This is a genomic window from Nostoc sp. CENA543 (genome assembly GCF_002896875.1).
Taxonomy (GTDB): Bacteria; Cyanobacteriota; Cyanobacteriia; order Cyanobacteriales; family Nostocaceae; genus Trichormus.
This window is the reverse complement of sequence record NZ_CP023278.1, coordinates 4,858,069-4,876,465: the sequence shown is the minus strand read 5'-3', so window position 1 is coordinate 4,876,465 and position 18,397 is coordinate 4,858,069. Positions and strand designations below refer to the sequence as shown.

At 39.7% G+C, this 18,397-nt stretch carries 20 protein-coding genes; 14 read left to right on the top strand and 6 right to left on the bottom strand.

What is annotated here, in order from left to right:
* Nucleotides 1-36 precede the first annotated feature (36 nt).
* From CLI64_RS20295 to CLI64_RS20285, 3 genes are all read left to right on the top strand, one after another.
* Nucleotides 37-513 (top strand): TspO/MBR family protein, encoded by a 477-nt coding sequence (locus CLI64_RS20295; protein ID WP_103138899.1) that lies wholly within the window; start codon nucleotides 37-39, stop codon nucleotides 511-513.
* Between the two features lie 323 nt (nucleotides 514-836).
* Nucleotides 837-1,610: a ZIP family metal transporter gene (locus CLI64_RS20290; protein ID WP_103138898.1), complete on the top strand. Its 774-nt coding sequence runs from the start codon at nucleotides 837-839 to the stop codon at nucleotides 1,608-1,610.
* Between the two features lie 51 nt (nucleotides 1,611-1,661).
* Nucleotides 1,662-2,057 (top strand): VOC family protein, encoded by a 396-nt coding sequence (locus tag CLI64_RS20285; RefSeq protein WP_103138897.1) that lies wholly within the window; start codon nucleotides 1,662-1,664, stop codon nucleotides 2,055-2,057.
* 46 nt (nucleotides 2,058-2,103) lie between these two features.
* On the opposite strand, the gene CLI64_RS20280 is transcribed toward CLI64_RS20285, so the two are convergent.
* From CLI64_RS20280 to CLI64_RS20265, 4 genes are all read right to left on the bottom strand, one after another.
* A complete protein-coding gene (locus CLI64_RS20280) occupies nucleotides 2,104-3,612 on the bottom strand; it encodes a UbiD family decarboxylase (protein ID WP_103138896.1) in 1,509 nt (502 codons plus the stop codon).
* A gap of 108 nt (nucleotides 3,613-3,720) precedes the next feature.
* The gene (locus CLI64_RS20275) at nucleotides 3,721-4,524 is read right to left on the bottom strand and encodes a sulfite exporter TauE/SafE family protein (RefSeq protein WP_103138895.1); all 804 of its coding nucleotides are present in this window, start codon (nucleotides 4,522-4,524) and stop codon (nucleotides 3,721-3,723) included.
* 194 nt (nucleotides 4,525-4,718) lie between these two features.
* Nucleotides 4,719-5,183 carry a hypothetical protein gene (locus tag CLI64_RS20270; protein ID WP_103138894.1) on the bottom strand — a complete coding sequence of 155 codons (465 nt, stop codon included), beginning with the start codon at nucleotides 5,181-5,183 and terminating at the stop codon, nucleotides 4,719-4,721.
* Nucleotides 5,184-5,521: 338 nt separating this feature from the next.
* Nucleotides 5,522-6,460 (bottom strand): LysR substrate-binding domain-containing protein, encoded by a 939-nt coding sequence (locus CLI64_RS20265; protein WP_103138893.1) that lies wholly within the window; start codon nucleotides 6,458-6,460, stop codon nucleotides 5,522-5,524.
* 344 nt (nucleotides 6,461-6,804) lie between these two features.
* On the opposite strand from CLI64_RS20265, the gene CLI64_RS20260 reads away from it, so the two are divergent.
* The 7 genes from CLI64_RS20260 (at nucleotide 6,805) to CLI64_RS20230 (ending at nucleotide 12,864) form a co-directional block, all read left to right on the top strand.
* Nucleotides 6,805-8,253, top strand: a complete 1,449-nt coding sequence (locus CLI64_RS20260) for an APC family permease (RefSeq protein WP_103138892.1) — start codon at nucleotides 6,805-6,807, stop codon at nucleotides 8,251-8,253.
* A 137-nt stretch (nucleotides 8,254-8,390) separates the two neighbouring features.
* Complete coding sequence (locus CLI64_RS20255) at nucleotides 8,391-9,092, top strand: cadmium resistance transporter (RefSeq protein WP_103138891.1); 702 nt, start codon at nucleotides 8,391-8,393, stop codon at nucleotides 9,090-9,092.
* A gap of 4 nt (nucleotides 9,093-9,096) precedes the next feature.
* Nucleotides 9,097-9,753, top strand: coding sequence for a cadmium resistance transporter (locus CLI64_RS20250; RefSeq protein ID WP_308418363.1), 657 nt, complete (start codon nucleotides 9,097-9,099; stop codon nucleotides 9,751-9,753).
* A gap of 71 nt (nucleotides 9,754-9,824) precedes the next feature.
* Nucleotides 9,825-10,469 carry a hypothetical protein gene (locus tag CLI64_RS20245; protein WP_103138889.1) on the top strand — a complete coding sequence of 215 codons (645 nt, stop codon included), beginning with the start codon at nucleotides 9,825-9,827 and terminating at the stop codon, nucleotides 10,467-10,469.
* A gap of 244 nt (nucleotides 10,470-10,713) precedes the next feature.
* Nucleotides 10,714-11,541 (top strand): sulfite exporter TauE/SafE family protein, encoded by an 828-nt coding sequence (locus CLI64_RS20240; protein ID WP_103140809.1) that lies wholly within the window; start codon nucleotides 10,714-10,716, stop codon nucleotides 11,539-11,541.
* Nucleotides 11,542-11,550: 9 nt separating this feature from the next.
* Nucleotides 11,551-12,093 (top strand): DUF1634 domain-containing protein, encoded by a 543-nt coding sequence (locus CLI64_RS20235; RefSeq protein WP_103140808.1) that lies wholly within the window; start codon nucleotides 11,551-11,553, stop codon nucleotides 12,091-12,093.
* A gap of 69 nt (nucleotides 12,094-12,162) precedes the next feature.
* Complete coding sequence (locus CLI64_RS20230; protein ID WP_103138888.1) at nucleotides 12,163-12,864, top strand: phosphatase PAP2 family protein; 702 nt, start codon at nucleotides 12,163-12,165, stop codon at nucleotides 12,862-12,864.
* Nucleotides 12,865-12,930: 66 nt separating this feature from the next.
* Here the strand turns inward: CLI64_RS20230 and CLI64_RS20225 are convergent, their stop codons facing one another.
* A complete protein-coding gene (locus tag CLI64_RS20225; protein WP_103138887.1) occupies nucleotides 12,931-13,725 on the bottom strand; it encodes a prohibitin family protein in 795 nt (264 codons plus the stop codon).
* A gap of 529 nt (nucleotides 13,726-14,254) precedes the next feature.
* Between CLI64_RS20225 and CLI64_RS20220 the strand changes: the two genes are divergently transcribed.
* The 3 genes from CLI64_RS20220 to CLI64_RS20210 all read left to right on the top strand — a co-directional run bounded on the left by CLI64_RS20220 (nucleotide 14,255) and on the right by CLI64_RS20210 (nucleotide 15,396).
* Complete coding sequence (locus CLI64_RS20220; RefSeq protein ID WP_103138886.1) at nucleotides 14,255-14,659, top strand: four-helix bundle copper-binding protein; 405 nt, start codon at nucleotides 14,255-14,257, stop codon at nucleotides 14,657-14,659.
* A 117-nt stretch (nucleotides 14,660-14,776) separates the two neighbouring features.
* Complete coding sequence (locus CLI64_RS20215; RefSeq protein ID WP_103138885.1) at nucleotides 14,777-15,046, top strand: hypothetical protein; 270 nt, start codon at nucleotides 14,777-14,779, stop codon at nucleotides 15,044-15,046.
* The gene (locus CLI64_RS20210; RefSeq protein WP_103138884.1) at nucleotides 15,025-15,396 is read left to right on the top strand and encodes a type II toxin-antitoxin system PemK/MazF family toxin; all 372 of its coding nucleotides are present in this window, start codon (nucleotides 15,025-15,027) and stop codon (nucleotides 15,394-15,396) included. The genes CLI64_RS20215 and CLI64_RS20210 overlap by 22 nt, the downstream gene beginning before the upstream one ends.
* A gap of 79 nt (nucleotides 15,397-15,475) precedes the next feature.
* Here the strand turns inward: CLI64_RS20210 and CLI64_RS20205 are convergent, their stop codons facing one another.
* Complete coding sequence (locus CLI64_RS20205; RefSeq protein WP_103138883.1) at nucleotides 15,476-16,843, bottom strand: cytochrome P450; 1,368 nt, start codon at nucleotides 16,841-16,843, stop codon at nucleotides 15,476-15,478.
* A 152-nt stretch (nucleotides 16,844-16,995) separates the two neighbouring features.
* Here CLI64_RS20205 and CLI64_RS20200 point away from each other — a divergent pair, with 152 nt between their 5' ends.
* The gene (locus CLI64_RS20200; protein WP_103138882.1) at nucleotides 16,996-18,297 is read left to right on the top strand and encodes a sodium:proton antiporter; all 1,302 of its coding nucleotides are present in this window, start codon (nucleotides 16,996-16,998) and stop codon (nucleotides 18,295-18,297) included.
* Nucleotides 18,298-18,397 lie beyond the last annotated feature (100 nt).

Sequence of the window (18,397 nt, the reverse complement as noted above, 5' to 3'; positions counted from 1 at the left end):
AATACGAGTATCAGCCCAGTTCGACAGGAAAGCATTGTGAAAGCTAAATGGATTATCACAGCAGTTTCAGCAGCGTTGTTTTTTGGTGGTAGCCTGTTTACCTCACTGCGCGATCCTTGGTTTCAAAATTTACAACGCCCCACCTGGTTAACTTTTGAATTCATCATTCCGTTTGTTTGGACTTTGATTTGGGCTTGTCTAACTATCTCAGCAATTATTGTGTGGGAGAAAAAAACTAGACAAGGTTCTCGTCCTTGGTTATTGATGGCTGTTTACGCATCAATAGCCCTCCTCACTTCCACCTACAGTCCCGTTGTCGTAGAACTGCGAAGCCTCACAGGCGGAATTATTCTCGGTGGATTGGCGACGCTTTTAGTATATATTTTAGCTTTCGTGGTCAGACCGATTTCTCAAAAGGCTGCTTGGCTATTTCTTCCCTACGCCCTTTGGGGGCCATTCGGGACTTATTTGACTTGGTTATTATTGCAACTCAATCCTGGCGTGGCTGGATAAAAAGCCATCACTGTATATACAACACTTAAAACTTTTGTAGCCACGGAGATCCTGACTTTTCACGGGATCTAAAAAACCCGTCTCCAAAACTCTCTCCTTCAACTGTAGAGACGTTGCATGCAACGTCTCTACTTTGATTCTTGCTCCCCTTCCCTACAAGGGAAGGGGTTGGGGGTTAGGTTTTGCGTTAAATTTTCCACATAACGTGAAAAGTCAGAGGCGATCGCAGTCTCAATGTCTGCGATTTTTTATTCTAGCTACTTGCAACTCATAGTCATTTCGAGTATGATTAATTTCATGAACTCAAACAAATAACCCCAGCTATGGAGAACCTTGTAATCGGTGCATTAGCCAGTTTAGGTGCAGGATTAGCCACAGTAGTCGGTGCGTTACCTGTGTTACTACCCATTAATCTCACGCAGCGAATACAGGGAATCATGCTAGGGTTTGGCGGGGGAGTGATGTTAGCAGCGACATCATTTTCGTTAATCGTACCTGGAACAGAAGCAGCAGTGAAACAAGGGCAAACCCAAGCTGGTGCTGCTTTAATTATTGTTGCAGGTATGCTCTTGGGAGGAGTATTTTTACAACTAGCCCATCGGTTTTTACCCCATGAACATTTTGTGAAAGGGAAAGAAAACTGTAGAGGTAATCAACTCAAACGTATTTGGTTATTTATTGCAGCTATTACTATTCACAACTTCCCCGAAGGTTTAGCCGTAGGAGTCAATTTTGGTAATAATAATATTAGTGACGGAGTTCCTATTGCATTAGGAATTGGTTTACAAAATATTCCCGAAGGTTTAGTTGTAGCCTTATCTTTAGTAGCTGAGAAATATTCTGCTGGTTATGCGTTGTGGATTTCTTTACTCACAGGTTTAGTAGAACCAATTGGTGGTTTGATTGGTGCTGGCGTAGTGAGTGTAGCTAATTTTGTTTTACCTTGGGCAATGGCTTTTGCGGCTGGGGCGATGTTATTTGTGATTAGTGATGAAATCATCCCAGAATCTCATCGCAAAGGGTTAGAAAAAGAAGGAACTTTTGGTGTGATGTTAGGTTTTGTAGTGATGATGTTTTTGGATATTGCTTTAGGATAAATCAACGGTCAACAGTCAACAGTCAATAGTTAACATAAAAAGGAGCGAATTATGAATTTTACTCGCTTTGAACATCTGAATCTTGCCTGTCAAGATATTGATGCAACTATGAATTTTTACCAAACACTATTTCCTGATTGGTATGTGCGGGCTGAAGGTTCTAATAATGGCGATCGCTGGATACATTTTGGCAATGATCAATTCTATTTAGCCCTCAATAACTATCCTGGGCAAAAGCGTGTCCATCAAATATATGAAGACATTGGGATTAATCATGTCGGCTTTGTGATTCCAGATGGGGCAGCTATGCAGGAATTACTTGATAAAAATGGCGTTGAATATTACACAATGGCAGCCCCAGAAACAAAGTACAGAATTTATGTCACTGACCCAGATGGGAATGAAATTGAGTTAGTGGAATATCAACCTGATTACGCACTTAAGTAAGAACTGTTGAAGGTTGACTGTTGAATGTCAACCTTCAACAATTAAGTTATTTCATATCGTAACCAAACAAATTTGGGTCAACTTCTCCTAACTGTAAGTCCGCTAAACCATACTCAGCCCAGCGTCTATCTACCATTGCGGCTACATCTATGTCAGATTCTAAAGGTGCGCCCCATTCATGGTCTGTTTCTGGGGGAATTTTGGTAGTTGCATCAATTCCCATCCGTCCACCTAAACCGATTTTCTCGCTGGCAAAATCTAAGGTGTCAAAGGGGGTATTGGGGAGAATAAACACATCTCTGGTGGGGTCAACTTTGGAACTAATCGCCCATACTACTTGACGCGGATCACGAATGTTAATGTCTTTATCGACGACAATCACGAATTTGGTATAAGTAAATTGGGGTAATGCACTCCAAAACGCCAAAGCGGCGCGTCTTGCTTGTCCGGGGTAGGCTTTATCAATGGAAATAATTGCAGCTTTATAACTCAAAGCTTCCATTGGGAGGAAGAAATCCACGATTTCTGAGACTTGTTGCCGCAAAATAGGAGTATAGATCCGATTGAGAGCGATCGCCATCATGGCTTCTTCTTTGGGGGGACGACCGCTAAATGTGGTCAGGTAAATCGGGTCTTTGCGGTGTGTCATGCACTGAAAGCGAATCAATGGCGAATCTTCTACGCCGCCGTAATACCCCATGTGGTCGCCAAAGGGGCCGTCTGGTAATACTTCCCCTGGTGTGATTGTCCCTTCTAAGACAAACTCGGAATCGGCGGGAACTTCTAAATCTACGGTTTTACACTTCGCCAGATTTACACCAGAACCGCCATAAAGTCCCGCAAATAACCATTCGGATAAATCGACGGGGATGGGTGTAGCAGCAGCCATGATAATTAAAGGATCTACACCTAATGCGATCGCTATTTCTAATTTTTTGCCTTTTTCGGCAGCTTTGCGTAAATGTCTCGCCCCACCCCGCACTGATAGCCAGTGAACGGTCATGGTATTTTTCGACTGTAGTTGTAAACGATACACACCGACGTTTGGCGTACCTGTCTCACAATCCTTTGTTATTACTAGTCCGAGCGTGATAATCTTACCTGCATCACCAGGGTAAGGACGTATTAAAGGTAACTTGTTTAAGTCTAAATCATCCCCTTCAATTACTACCTGCTGACAGGCGGGGAAAAAGTCTCTCCCTGGTTTAGCTTTGACTACATCAAACAGCACTTTCCCAAAGTCGATGGCTTGGGAAATCTTTTTTGGTGGCTTTGGTTGTTGCAGCAGACTCAGCTTTTTACCCAGAGTTTCTAGTTCTTGGGGATGCTGCATATTCATCGCCCAGCATATCCTTTCTACAGTTCCCATCAAGTTGACTGCTACGGGGAAGGATGCACCTTTGACGTTTTCAAATAACAAGCCAGGGCCACCTTGTTGTAGCATCCGGTTGGAAATTTCTGCTATTTCTAAGTCTGGGTCAACTGGGGCAGAAATACGCCTTAATTGTCCTCTTTCTTCTAGAATTTTAATAAATCCCCGTAAGTCTCTGGCCATGATTTTGTTTAAGCTAATGTTTAAGAAGTGTGAAGCGTCTTCTTATATTATTAGCTCGAAAGGGAACAGGGAACAGGGAACAGGGAACAGAGAAGAAAGATGGCTTACCTACGCAGTAGTGTGATAGACGAGCTTCCAGCTTACTCCTACTAGGATGGTGTAGATTACTAGTCTGAGGGTTCTTTGGGGCATCATTTGACAGAGTTTAGCACCAACTATGACTCCTGGGACTGTGCCGCACCAGATGGGGAAGACTAAACCCCAGTCCACTGTGCCTAGAAACATATGCCCTAGTGATGTGAATAGGAGTAGGATGGCGGCTTGTGCTAAGTCTGTACCTACTAGTTTGCGGGAGTCTAAGCAGAAGAAGGTAATCAGGACGATCGCAAACATTGAACCAGATGATACGCTAGTCATTCCCACCATGCAGCCTAAAATTGCACCCACTACTAAGCTTTGGATTTTACCGCCTGGGGTATTTAAGTCAAATTTTGAGATTTCTGGTAACTGGACATCGGGGAAGAAGGCTTTTAAGAAAATCTGCACTAGTCCAATGATGGCAACGAGAAGAATCATTACGCCAATTGCTCTGAGCAAAATATCATCGAGGTTGAGTGTCTGTGTCTGTTTAATGAGGTAGAGAATTCCTACACCCAAAAGAGAACCAGGGACGCTTCCCAAGGCTAGCCATTTGACAACCTCTACATCTAAAGTCTTTTGCTGCCAATGTTTCCAGCCACCGATAAATTTCATCAGAGTGGCGGCGACTACATCCGAACTAACTGCAATAGATGGGGGAACTTGAAAGACGAAGATTAACATTGGGGTGATGAGAGACGCGCCACCAATCCCTGTTAAACCGACGATGATGCCAATCACAAAACTCAAAAAAGGTAGTAGTAAATAGTCCATGATTATTGAAGAGGAAATGGGGACTGGGGATTGGGGATTAGGTGAAATTTTGATTTTTATCTGTTGGTACTGTCATTTTGAATTTTTAATTTTTAATTTTTAATTGCTATGACTTCCTAATCCCGATGTCCCGACTGAAGTTAATAAGTTTCAAGCCACTTGGGGATGAATATTCATCCCGAAAAAAACCCCGACTAACTACCGGGGAATAAGTCTGGAGTATCTAGAATCTTGAGTTGGATGAGTGCCAAAATTACTAGGGTGTAGACAGTGGATGAAGCTAAACCCATTAAGAGTTCTTTTTTGAGGTTGCGTTCTTGGGGTTGATTTTGAAATACGTCTACAACTCCCGCCTGCATTAAGAGAATCCCGGCGACATTCGATAGCCAATACCCCGCGATCGCACAGGGAATTAACAAATCTTTATTTAACAAACTACACAGATAGCCAAAACCATAGGCGACAGGCAAATTAAAAAATAGATCATTCCACCAAGATAGAGGTGACAACATATACCCCAGCACAAAGAAAAATCCACCCCTGATTTTCTTCAAAATGCTGGTAAAGTTAACACCTCCAGTAGTTACCTCTGATGATTCCTGGGATATGTTTATTGTATTTTCGTTTAATTCATCACTAAAATTTTGCGTATTTTCCATAAAAGTACCTTTTCTCTATCTGCTTACCGTAGTTTAATATAAAAAGACATAAAAATCTATCAAGAAATACACATTCGTAAAATCAAAACTGTATTTCAAATCACGATTAAGAGTTTTAAGTAAAAAATATTACTAATTATGTAGTCATTTATAGTATTTAAATGATAAATTCAGGGCAACTTACGCGTTCATTACTGAATGTAAATATTTATTTTATACATGAGTGCTGAGTGCTGTTAGCGGAAGCGCGGCGTTTAGCCGGTGCTGAGTAATGACTAATGACTAATGACTATTGACTATTGACTATTGACTAATGACTAATGACTAATGACTAATGACTATTGACTAAGAATTTCCTCAAAAGCCTTAGAAAGCTTAGTTTGAAAACGTTGGCGATGCTTGAGTTTCAAAAAGGCGCGGACGATTTGCAAGTATTGAGGCTGGCGTGGGTTAGGTTGAGAGTGGTTATCAATCACCTGAATAGACCTTAAAGTACCCAATTGCAATTCCTTCTTCACCATTAACTCAGAAATAGCTGCTGCACCAATGCCATTTTCGACTACAGCTTTTACCATTTCCCCACTATTCAAGATGGATATGACATCCAATTGCAGAGGATGAATACCCCAATTTTGCAAGGCTTGCTCAAATTGTTGTTGAGTTCCAGAACCGGCTTCGCGCATTATCCAACCGCTTTTGGATAAGTCGGATAGGGTGACTTCTGGATGGTCATACCAAGGATGATACTGACCGACTACAATTAATAAGCGATCGCCTCCCACTATCTCTTCTTCCAATACATTTTTGAGTGATGGCTTAACCTCTCCTTCCACTAAGCCTAAGTCAAACTTACCTGTAGCAGTTCCAGCGCAGATTGTCTCTGCATTGGCTAGGGTGCAATTAATCGCGATGCGGGGGTATTTGTGTTGAAATTTGGTAATTTTCTCTGGTAGCCAATAATTACCAATTGTCAGACTCGAACCTAAATTGAGTTCTCCTCGTTGTAAATCATTCAATTCTCTGAGGGAGCGTTCTGTCAACACCACTTGATCCATAATTTTTTGAGCTTCTATTTGCAGTAGCTTACCTGGTTCAGCAATCTCGATATGGCGACCAATCCGATGGAACAATTTCACGCCGTACTCTTCTTCTAAACTTTGGATAGCCGCACTCACAGCAGGTTGTGTAATGTAGAGTTCTTCTGCTGCACGAGTAAAGTGTAAATGTTCTGCGACAGCTAAAAAAATCCTTAACTGATCAAGCGTCATTCCTGCCATTCATATACCCAAAAAACACTCCCAACACCCGCATTGAATTTTACTCAGTAAATGCCCAAAAAAGATGTTTTGATGAATACGAAAAAATCGTATTTGCAGATACAATTTTTTCATGTAGAAGCCAGTCAAAATACTGGAAAGCCTTCTTAATTGCTAGTTCCCAGTCCCCAATCCCCAGTCCCTATTAATAACTTCTATTTATCGAAATCACAAAAAATAGTATTTGATTCTCTAACTTAGGGGGGATAAATTAACACCTAGTCTTCAATAACAAGTTTTTGCTCTGGTAAAGGCTGTAACTCTTCACCGAAAGAATTAAGCAGTTGGGTAAAAGGATATGGTGTATGACAGCTGAAATCGAACTGACTCAAAGCGTTCATGGTTTAAAAAAAGAGTGTCTTTCCTACGGAGAAGTTTTAGCGCAATCTATAGCGGTGATTGCACCTACAACTACACCAGCAGCGAATTTAGGATTGATTTACGCCTCTGCTGGTAACGGTACATGGTTGAGTTTTTTGATTGGTATGATGGGTTTGATATTTGTAGCTGTCAACATCAATCAATTTGCACGCCGTTCAGCCTCTCCTGGTTCTTTATACTCATACATTGTTAAAGGACTAGGTGTGACAGCTGGTGTTTTGTCAGCCTGGGGTTTGATTCTGGCTTACCTGTTTACAGGAATGTCCACATTATGTGGCTTTGCGATTTTTGGTCAGTCTTTGTTAAATCACATTGGGATTCATACCCATGTTCTAACGTTATTTGCTTTAGGAACAGTTTTGGCTTGGTATGTAGCTTATAAAGACATCCAACTATCAGCCAAGATGATGCTGTTATTAGAGGCCTTTTCCATCGGCTTAATTCTGGTGTTGGGACTGATTATTTGGTTGCAGAAAGGCTTTGCTGTTGATATTTCCCAACTGACACTACAAGGCGCAACACCTGGAGGAATATCATTAGGAGTAGTCTTAGTGGTATTTGGTTTTTCCGGCTTTGAAAGCGCGACTTCCTTGGGAGATGAAGCCAAAAAACCCCTGAAAAATATTCCCAAATCGGTAATGCAGAGTGCGATTTGGACGGGTGTGTTTTTTATGATCATGGCTTATATCGAAGTCTTAGGTTTTAGAGGCAGTTCTGTAGACTTAGCCAAAACTGAAGAGCCACTTTCATTTCTAGCAGAACAAGCAGGTGTAGGATTCTTAGGCACATTAATTAGTGTAGGCGCGTTGCTGTCATTCTTCGCTTGTGTTCTAGCTTGTATTAATCCTGCGGCTAGGGTGTTGTTTATGATGGCGCGTCACGGATTGTTTCATACTTCTTTAGGGAAAGCACACGACGCAAATTTAACTCCCCATACAGCGATCGCGTTATGTTCGCTCATCACATTTATCATACCTGCAACCTTGAATCTATTCGGCATCAAGCCGTTTGTAATTCTCGGTTATACCGGCACAATTTGCACCTATGGCTTTTTACTCGTCTATATTCTAGTTTCCGTTGCTGCACCAGTATATCTGCACAGACTAGGAAAACTGCGATCGCTAGATTTAGCTTTCTCAGTTCTAGCTGTATTATTCATGATGATCCCAATCATCGGGACATTAGGAATCCCCGGCAGTGATTTATTTCCGGTTCCCCCATCTCCCTACAACATCTTTCCTTACCTATTTTTGCTCTATCTCTTCGCTGGCTTTAGTTGGTTTATGATCCAACGCCTACGTTATCCCAAAATGGTCAAGAAATTAGAGCATTCCATTGATGCGATTCACGCGAGTTTTAGTGATGTGGAATAGGGATTGGGGATTGGGGATTGGGGACTGGGTACTGGGGACTAGGTAAAACACCCCTATACCCTTACACCCTTACACCCATATATCCTTACACCCACCCCTACACCCTTACACCCCTAAACCCCTATACCCCTAAATCTATGAGCAATTTCGTCACTGCCATTCCCTCTGGGATTACGGCTTTTACTGCAACTAACCTTGATGATTTGGTGATGCTGACACTGTTTTTCTCGCAAGTCAGCGCAACTTTCCGCCGTCGCCATATTGTTTTCGGACAGTATTTAGGTTTTACGGCGTTGGTAATTGCTAGCCTTCCGGGTTTTTTTGGTGGGATGGTTTTACCAAGGCACTGGATTGGATTATTGGGACTTGTACCAATAGCTATTGGTTTGAGTCGCTGGCTTAATCCTAGCAATGATGAATCAGAGGAGAATCAGGAAGATCAATCTGAGTCTGAACAATTACCATTTGCCAGTTTTTTATCTCCCCAGACTTATAGTGTGGCAGCAATCACGATCGCTAACGGTAGTGATAACCTTGGTATATATGTACCATTATTTGCCAGCCATAATTTAGGGGGTTTGCTGGTGATTCTCGGCGTGTTCTTCTCGTTGATTGGGATTTGGTGCTATGCCAGTTATATGCTAACTCGCCAAAAAGCGATCGCTGAACTACTAACTCGTTACGGTAATTATTTAGTGCCTTTTGTTTTGGTCGGGTTGGGTGTATTTATTATCTTAGATAGTCAAGCTTTATCGCCGTTGGCTTTAGCGGCTTGTTGTCTGTGTTTGGTGGGTTTGGTGAAAAAACCCCGACTCTCACCGGAAGTAGAAAATAATTGACGAGGTGAAAGATATTGTCATGGGTAGTATTGTCAAAGCGATCGTCTCTGGAATTGTATCCTTTGCTGCTACCAATCTTGATGACATCATTATTTTGATGGTCTTCTTTTCTCAAGTCAATGCTAACTTCCGCCGCAGACATATCATTATTGGTCAGTATCTAGGCTTTAGTGCGGTGATCCTTGCTAGTCTCCCTGGTTTTTTTGGTGGTTTAATTATCCCCCCAGCTTGGATTGGTCTTTTAGGTTTCATTCCCATATTTATAGGTATTAGCCGTTTAATTAATTTAAATCGGGATGACAACGAAGTCCAAACAGTTTCAGATGAATTGAACTCATCACCTGGAAGATTTGGGGGTGTACTTGCTCCCCAAACTTATCAAGTAGCAGCAGTTACCTTTGCTAACGGCGGAGACAATATCGGTATTTATGTGCCGTTATTTGCTAGTAGTAATATCTTGAGTTTAAGTATTATTTTGAGTGTTTTTGTTGTCTTAGTTAGTGTTTGGTGCTACGTAGCTTATCAGTTAACTTTACATCCCATAGTAGCCAGATTTTTAACTCGTTATGGTCATGCGATCATTCCCTTTATTTTGATTGGACTAGGAGTTTATATCTTAATAGATAGCGGCAGCTATCGCTTAATTAACATCGATTTTTAGTTGAATATTTATCTAGAAATCAGGGTAAGAAAATACCACAATTAATACCAGCAATCTACCAGGAGCAAATTATGCGACTCAGCAAAATTATTGTAGTATGTCTAATTTTAATCGCTAACTTCATGATTGCCCGTCCTTCATGGGCAGACAGACCCAATCTCACGAAGCTACCACAATATACCGAAGTTACCCAAGCATTAGATGATTTATTGACAGCCCAATTTTCACCAGAAGCATCGAGTTATACACCCACAGAAATAGAAAAAAAGATTGTAGAATTGCAGCTACAAAAATACATATTAGAATCTGCCCGTGGTTGGTCGCAGTGTCGCAATCAAACGGGGAAAGTTTTAGGAATTTATGCTCATAAACCCAAGAAATCTAATCTGGAACAAGAGGGAGATATCTACTTTTTGGGAGATGGACAAATTACAGAAAATAAATGGAACTGTGATGGAATTTACTTGCCAATTGGCGCAAAAATTGCTGCGATCGCTCCTAGTGAAACCCAACCCCAAGAGTTAACCGAACCTTTAGTAGTAAAATTTGTGCCAGGAACACAATTGGTAGTTACAACTAACCAAAAAACTGGCACAATTGAATTTAACGTTCCTCCTGCCAAAATTGTCAAAACTGGTGAAGGTAGCTTGTCAATTCCCAATTTTTCTTTAGCAGAAATTGACGCACAAGTTCCCAATGCACCAACAGAACATTGAATTAATTAATGAGGGATGAGGCTATCAAACGGGTAAAAGTCAAAAAGTAAACCAATCTATTTACTTATTCGCCAGTCCCCCCTTCTCTTTCAGAGACGCTAACGCGAACGGGGTTCGTCAGTCGCACCCTTACGGGTTCGCGTAGCGTCTCGAAGAGAAGGCTTACGCCAACATGGGGGAAACCCCCAAGACCGCGCTGACTCACCAGTCCCCAGTCCCCAATCCCTATCTTAAGGAAATAAATGTGAATATTTGGGAATTTTCTTTACTAGTTTGGGTAGGTTCATTCACTGCTGGATTAGTTGGTTCACTAACTGGCTTAGGTGGTGGAGTTGTAATTGTTCCTTTGTTAACTTCAGTATTTGGGGTAGATATTCGTTATGCAGTTGGTGCTTCGTTGGTATCTGTAATTGCGACTTCTTCGGGTGCTGCTTGTAGATATATTAAAACTGGCTATACTAATCTTAGATTAGGAATGTTTTTAGAAGTTGCCACTACTATTGGTGCAATTATAGGGGCGTTAATTGCTACTTTTGTCACAGTAAAAGCCCTCACTATTGTATTAGCAATTGTCTTGTTATATTCCGCATATCTTTCACAACAACCTAAAAAGGAACACCCCGAAGGGGAGTCTACAGATTCTTTAGGTAATTATTTCCAACTTAATGGTACTTATCCCACTGGTAATGGCTTAATGTCTTATCAAGTTCATGCTGTGCCGGCTGGGTTTGGCGTTATGTTAGTCGCTGGGGTAATTTCTGGGTTACTAGGAATTGGTTCAGGTGCATTTAAAGTATTAGCAATGGATCAAATTATGGGTATCCCATTTAAAGTTTCTACCACCACCAGTAACTTTATGATTGGTGTTACAGCCGCCGCTTCTGCTGGAGTTTACTTAGCAAGAGGTTACATTGATCCAGGTTTATCAATGCCTGTAATGTTAGGGGTATTACCTGGTGCTATTTTAGGTGCAAAAATCCTTGTGGGAACAAAAACACAAGTATTAAGAATTATTTTTGGTCTTGTGTTGGTAGTTATGGCATTGAAGATGGTTTACAACAGTTTCGTTTAGGTGGTAGATATGAGCAATTTTGATTCTGGTTTGCCTTGGGTGGTATCACCGCCACAGGAGGATCAAGTAGATGTTTTAGCTTTACCAAAAGAAGAAGTTGACAGTGATATTGCAGCACTAGAACAGCAACAATCAAAAATTTCTGCTGGTGAATCTGATATTCATGAAAATATCACTAAAACAGACAAGGAATTACAATTAGAGAATATCCTGAGTCAACTATTAAAGTATGGTGTATTCATTGCCTGCGCTGTAGTTCTCTGGGGCGGATTATTATATTTAAATGTTCATGGTAGCGAACGTGCTAATTATCAATTTTTTCGGGGAGAACCAGATACATTGCGTTCGCCTGTGGATGTCATGCAAGCTGCTTCTTCTGGCAGCAGTAGTGCAATTATTCAGTTGGGATTATTAATATTAATTGCTACACCTATTTTAAGAGTGATAATTTCTCTGGTTATGTTTTTCTGGCAGAGAAATTTTATTTATGTAATTCTAAATTTATTAGTCTTATCTGCTCTACTTTATAGCTTGATAGGTGCATATTATTAATTAGCTTAAGCTTGTAGTGAGGGCTTTAGCCCTCTTTATTTTACTTAATAACAGGGTCAAATTACCAAAATGCTGGAATCTAATTGGTTTACATCTATTCTAGGGAAACGTCTACAAACATTTACTACCTTTTTAAAGCAGCTATTAATTACTCGTTGGCGTTCCTTGTTGATATTATTTACAGGCGTATATTTACCTTTACAGTTATTTGAACTCATAGCTGTGCAGGCATTAGTAAAAAAAGGTGGTTTCCCTTGGGATGTTCCCATTTTATTGGCTATTCATCAAACAGCACAGCCGCAATTAGATACTCTTGCTGTGATATTAACAAAGCTGGGATCTGTATGGACTGTCGCACCTATTTTAACTTTAGTAGGAATCTTTTTGCTGTTTCGTAAAAAATGGCGATCGCTCACTTTTTTAATCATCACTGGGCTGGGTAATGCTATTATTAATCATACAGCTAAAGACTTACTACATCGCGTTCGTCCCCATCTTTGGGATTCTTTAGCACCAGAGTTTAGTTATGCCTTTCCTAGTGGCCATGCGATGAGTAGCTTGACTCTAGTCGCTATTTTATTAGTTTTAACTTGGGATACAAGCTGGCGTTGGTTAACTTTATTTGGTGGTGGTTTGTTTATCCTAACTATTGCATGGACAAGGCTATATTTAGGTGTACATTTTCCCAGTGATATTATCGCTGGATGGATGTTTGCAACAGCCTGGGTTGTAGCTGTTAACTTAGTTATTAAGCCGAGATTTAGTCATTAGTCATTAGTCATTAGTCATTAGTCAATAGTCATTAGTCAATAGTCATTAGTCATTAGTCATTAGTCATTAGTTTAAAAATTGGCTGACATCGAATTTTAAACCGCCGTTGGGCATAATCTTGGGTAACTTGCCATCCCATTTTTCTATAAATTGCTTTTGCAATATATCAGGTGTTAAGGTTTCACGAATTAGTCTTTGTGCTTCTGTTTCACCTCTGGCTAAATTTATCTTGGCTTCGGCTTGTTTCATGGCTTTAAGTGCAATAAACTCTGCTTTTTTGGCTTCTTGTTCTGCAATTTGTTTGGCTTCTACTGCTTCGCCAAAGCGTTCAGAAAAATGTATATGTACTAGTGAAATATCATCGACAGCCACATGATAGTTGCCTAATCTAAGAGTCAATAAATTATCCAACTCTGCTTTTAGAACTCCACGTTTTGTGATAATTTCTTCAGCCGTATATTTAGCAATGATAGCTTTTAGAACTTCTTCTATGGCTGGGTTAATGACTTTATCAATTACCTGCTGTGCTGTTCCTAATTGCTGAAAAGTTGTGTTTGCTGCTTCTGGAATAATATGCCAATTCAGTGCTACATCTGTAAACACGTCTTGTAAATCTTTAGATAAAGCTTCTGCTGATATTTCTTGTTTTTGGACTCTGACACTAATTTTTTCGACTGTATTCACAATAGGAATAATTATATGTAGTCCTTCTCCTAAAATTATCTGTTGCACTTCCCCAAATTTCATCAAGACTCCTCTTTCGCCAGTATTGATGATGACAAAAGGCCAAAAAATGACAGTTATCAGCAATAAACTTAAAGTTGATTTGATGAAAAAGTTACGTTGTTTAATATTATTCATGTTTGATTAAAAATAACTTTAATACCTAATTATCTCATTCATATTTTGCTGATGAAATCAATAGTGATCATCACATCTCACTCTCTGAGATTAGCAAAATATCTTCAAAAAGTCATGATATCTTGACATTATCCTCAAATGAGAAAATATACTCATTGGTTTGTTGACAAAAATGCACTCTTAGGTTTTTAAGGATTATGGAAGCTTTATAGGATAAAGCTTAAGCAAATATAGCCACTAACAATTAGCAAGCTGCTGAAGTCGAATATAAAGGTAAGTTCAAGGCTAATTTTGTGTCGGCGATGACGAAAATCTGCCGCATAATTTAGACTAATTCTGCATTGCCATATGCGAAAGCCTTGATAGAAAAGGATTTTTTCAACTACTAGCTAAATTTACTTTAAGTAGATGGGATTAGTGTCCTTAAATTTGTCGAGTTGCGTAAAACTCTTGATTTTCCCAAAATAAGGCTTTATCTTGCAATTTAGTACAAAGCAACAGACCCGATTAAAGCTAAGAAGTTACTTTTATGATCAACGAATCTATCTCCACTACAATGGAAGCCGCTAAACAAATTTGTATTGAATGCCAAACAACTTGTACTGACACTCTTAAATATTGTAAGAATCAGGGCAGTAAATACATAGATATGGCGATGATGTCTATGTTGCGCGACTGTGCAGAAATGTGCATGATGTGCGTCAATATGATAGATGATGGTTCTGAGTTTATGGGCAATACTTGCGCTTTGTGCGCGCAAATTTGCGATCGCACTGCGATGACTTGCGAACAAATGAGCGATGACCCGACAATGATGTTGTGTGCTGCTATTTGTCGTCAATGTGCAGAATCTTGCCATGCAATGAGTTTAAATGCTGCGGCTTATTTTCGTAGAGCCAGTTCAGTTACAGAAGCAGCACTTTTGTCTCGTTAAATAACAAAAATTATAGAGCGATCGCCTCAACTCATCATAGTGCGATCGCTTTTGGAAAAAAGATATATGCTAAAGATATGTTACACAAGACTTATCTGCAATATCCAATAGTAAATTATGTATCAAAATATTAATATTTCTTTACCGGAAGAAACTATTGAACTCATTGATCAAATTCTGGAAAAAGATGATCCTACAGGAGAGAAATTGCATCAGCGCAGTCAATTGATCAATGAAGCTATACAATATTATTTGGCAGAGAAAACATTAACTAAATTGGAAGAACAGTTAAAAGCTGGAGCCATTCAAAGAGCAGAACGCGATTTAGGATTAGTTTCAGAGTGGTATGATTTAGAAGAAGAAGCGTGGAACAAAAACGGAAAATAATATATCCCAAGCGTGGTGAAATATATTTAGTCATTTTCGATCCTACTGTTGGTGCAGAAATTAGAAAAACGCGTCCGGCTTTAATATTGCAAAATGATGTTTCCAATCAATACAGTCCAATTACCATTGTAGCTGCAATCACTTCACAGTTTACAGAACCTTTGTATCCCACTGAAGTTTTGATTTGCGCTTCTGAAGGTGGTTTAGAGGTAGATTCTGTTGTACTCCTCAATCAAATACGTTCAATTGACAAACAAAGGCTAATTAAACGTTTAGGTATCCTGGAAGCGGAAACTGTTGTAAAGGTGGATAGAGCTATTCAAATTAGCTTTGGCCTATTGAAATTATAGAGCGATCGCCCAAACTCATCATAGTGCGATCGCTCTTTAAAAATCTACCTCTTAGATTCTTTTCTTCTTGCTGAGTTACTTACACTTCAACAGCAGACTTTTCTAACTTTTGTCTTTGTCCAGTTGCAATCATCCACTTACCACCAGAAGGTGCTAAAGTTACGCCACGACGAATAGGTTTGACTGGATAATTGTCCACTAATTTTAAATCTACTTGAGATAATATTGTCGCCAACACTAATTTCATTTCAAACAGCGCGAAAGCCATACCCAAACAACGCCTGTTACTACCACCAAAGGGAAGATATTCATATAACGAATATTGCTTTTCTAAAAACCTTTCTGGACGAAATTCTGCCGGTTGGGGATATAAATCTGGACGGCGATGAACCAAGTATATACAGCCAAGTAACAACGTTCCTGGCTCAAATTTATGACCCATAATTTCTATTGGGGACTTGACAATGCGGGGGATAGTAATCATCCCGATGGGATAAATGCGGAGTGTCTCTTGACATACAGCCGTTAAATAGGGAAGACGGGTAATTTCATTGAAATCTGCATTGTGAAAACTATCTAACTCAGCTACAAGTTTTTCTCGCACTGATGGTAGATGGTGAATCCAGTATAATGCCCATGTTAAAGCTGAGGCTGTAGTTTCATGACCAGCCACTAATAGAGTCATCAATTCATCACGTAACTCTAAATCACTCATGGGTTCGCCATGTTCATCACGCGCTGACATCATGAGGGAAAGAATATCATTTCGGGATGAGTCTGGATGATTTCTGCGTTCTTGAATTTCTGCATATAATAAATTGTCAATTTCTTGGCGTTGACGCAGGAAATTTCCCCAAGGACTCCAGCCACCTAAATCTAAGCGTAAAGCTGGGATAAAAGATAGAGAAGCTCGAAAAGAAGAAGACATTAACTCTAAAATAGAGCATAAGCGTGTTTGTAACTGTGTATAGCGTTCACCTTCATTTAGACCAAACACGGCTTGTAAAATTACCCGTAAAGCAATTTCTTGCATGGAATCACGCACAGAAAAAGCCTTACCAATTTGCCAATTACTGATTACATCTTTGGTGATGTTGGTAATAATATCACCGTAAGCTCTCATGCGATCGCCATGAAAAGGCGGAGTTAATAATTTTCGTTGGCGTTGATGAGTCTCCCCCGATAGAAGTAATAAAGAATTATTCCCTAATAATGGTTGTAAAATTTGGGCTGAAGCTCTAGAATCAAGGTTTTCTAAATGAGTAGTGAAAATCTCCTCTATAGCTTGGGGATGGCTGAGAAATACCATTGGTTGTTTGTTAGTTAACCATAGGGTAAAACAATCACCATGAGCTTTGGTAGATGCTTCCATAAGCTGTAAGGGATTGTTAATCCACTTTACCAGCTGCATAAATTTGGGCATTTTAGGACTATCTGGAAGTTGCATGACCAATGCTCCTGTTAGCGATATCATACTAAGCTAGCAAACATAGAAAAAACTGGAAAATTTCTCCATAAAATCTGCCTCTAGATATTTTATACAAACAAGCGATCGCAAGTAACCTGACAAAGCGATGTTTATTTTTTATACATATTTATATGGTAGATATTTACATACTGGATCTACTGTTAATTGGTCTACTACTACTAGTAGTGACACTAGGTTCAGGTTGGATTACGCGTTTACCACTTTCCTTTGCTTTGATATATCTATTGGTTGGTATACTTCTCGGTTCTGAAGGCTTAGGGATGATTCAACTGAGAGAAAATAATGTATTTAATGCCAAAGTTTTAGAAAGATTGACAGAATTTGTAGTGATTATTTCTGTCTTTAGCTGTGGCTTAAAAATCATTCATCCTTTGCGCTGGCGGGTATGGAATATTACAGCAAGACTGATTATTTTATTGATGCCGATTTCTATTGTAGGGTTGGCAATTGTGGGCAGATTATTTTTAGGGATGAATTGGGGAGAAGCAATTTTATTAGGCGCGATTCTTGCACCCACAGATCCAGTATTAGCCTCAGAGGTGCAACTTACAGATACTAACGATAAAGACGAGTTGCGCTTTGGGTTAACCTCTGAAGGTGGTTTAAATGATGCGTTAGCTTTTCCCTTTGTTTATTTTGGCATTTATGCCATGAAAGATCATAATTGGGGGAACTGGTTTAAAGATTGGTTACTAGTTGATTTCATATGGGCGATCGCATCTGGGATGGTGATGGGTTTTATAGTAGCAAAACTTATAGTTTGGGTAGATCAAAAAATTCAAAAAAAGCGTGCGGCTGATGCACTCATGGAAGATTTTGTTGCTATTAGTGCTATTCTAATCACTTATTCTTTAACAGAAATCATCAATGGTTACGGATTTTTAGCTGTATTTATTGCTGGATTAATTGTCCAAGATAGTTATAGAAATCCTGAAAAACCGATGGCACAACTAGAATTTATTGAAAGACTAGAAAGATTATTAGAAGTAGGAACAATCTTATTATTAGGGTCAATATTATTATGGCGACCAATGCTTAATTATGCCTCTCAATCTCTCATCGTTATAGTTTTATTATTTTTAGTGATTCGGCCTGTAGGAGCTTGGATTAGTACGATTGGTAAACGTCCCTTAAATTCCCAACGCCGGAGATTTCATCCTGCAACCCGTTGGTTATTTGGCTGGTTTGGAATTCGTGGTGTAGGTTCTTTATATTATCTTGCTTACGCCTTTAGTAAAGGATTAAAAGGTGAAGTCAGTGAGCAGATTTCCTGGATAACTTACACCACTATTGTAGTTTCTGTAGTTATACATGGCATCTCAGCGACACCTTTGATGAATTGGTATGAAAAGCAAGTGGCGACAAAAGCATCGGTGACTCATAATATTATTAGTGAGTTAGGAGAGGATTAAGACCAATTCGCAATGGACTAACGTCCCGCTACGCTAACGCAATGGACTTCTCTTCTCTACGAGAGACTGCGCGTAGTTTGCTTCCCCTTCTACACTACAA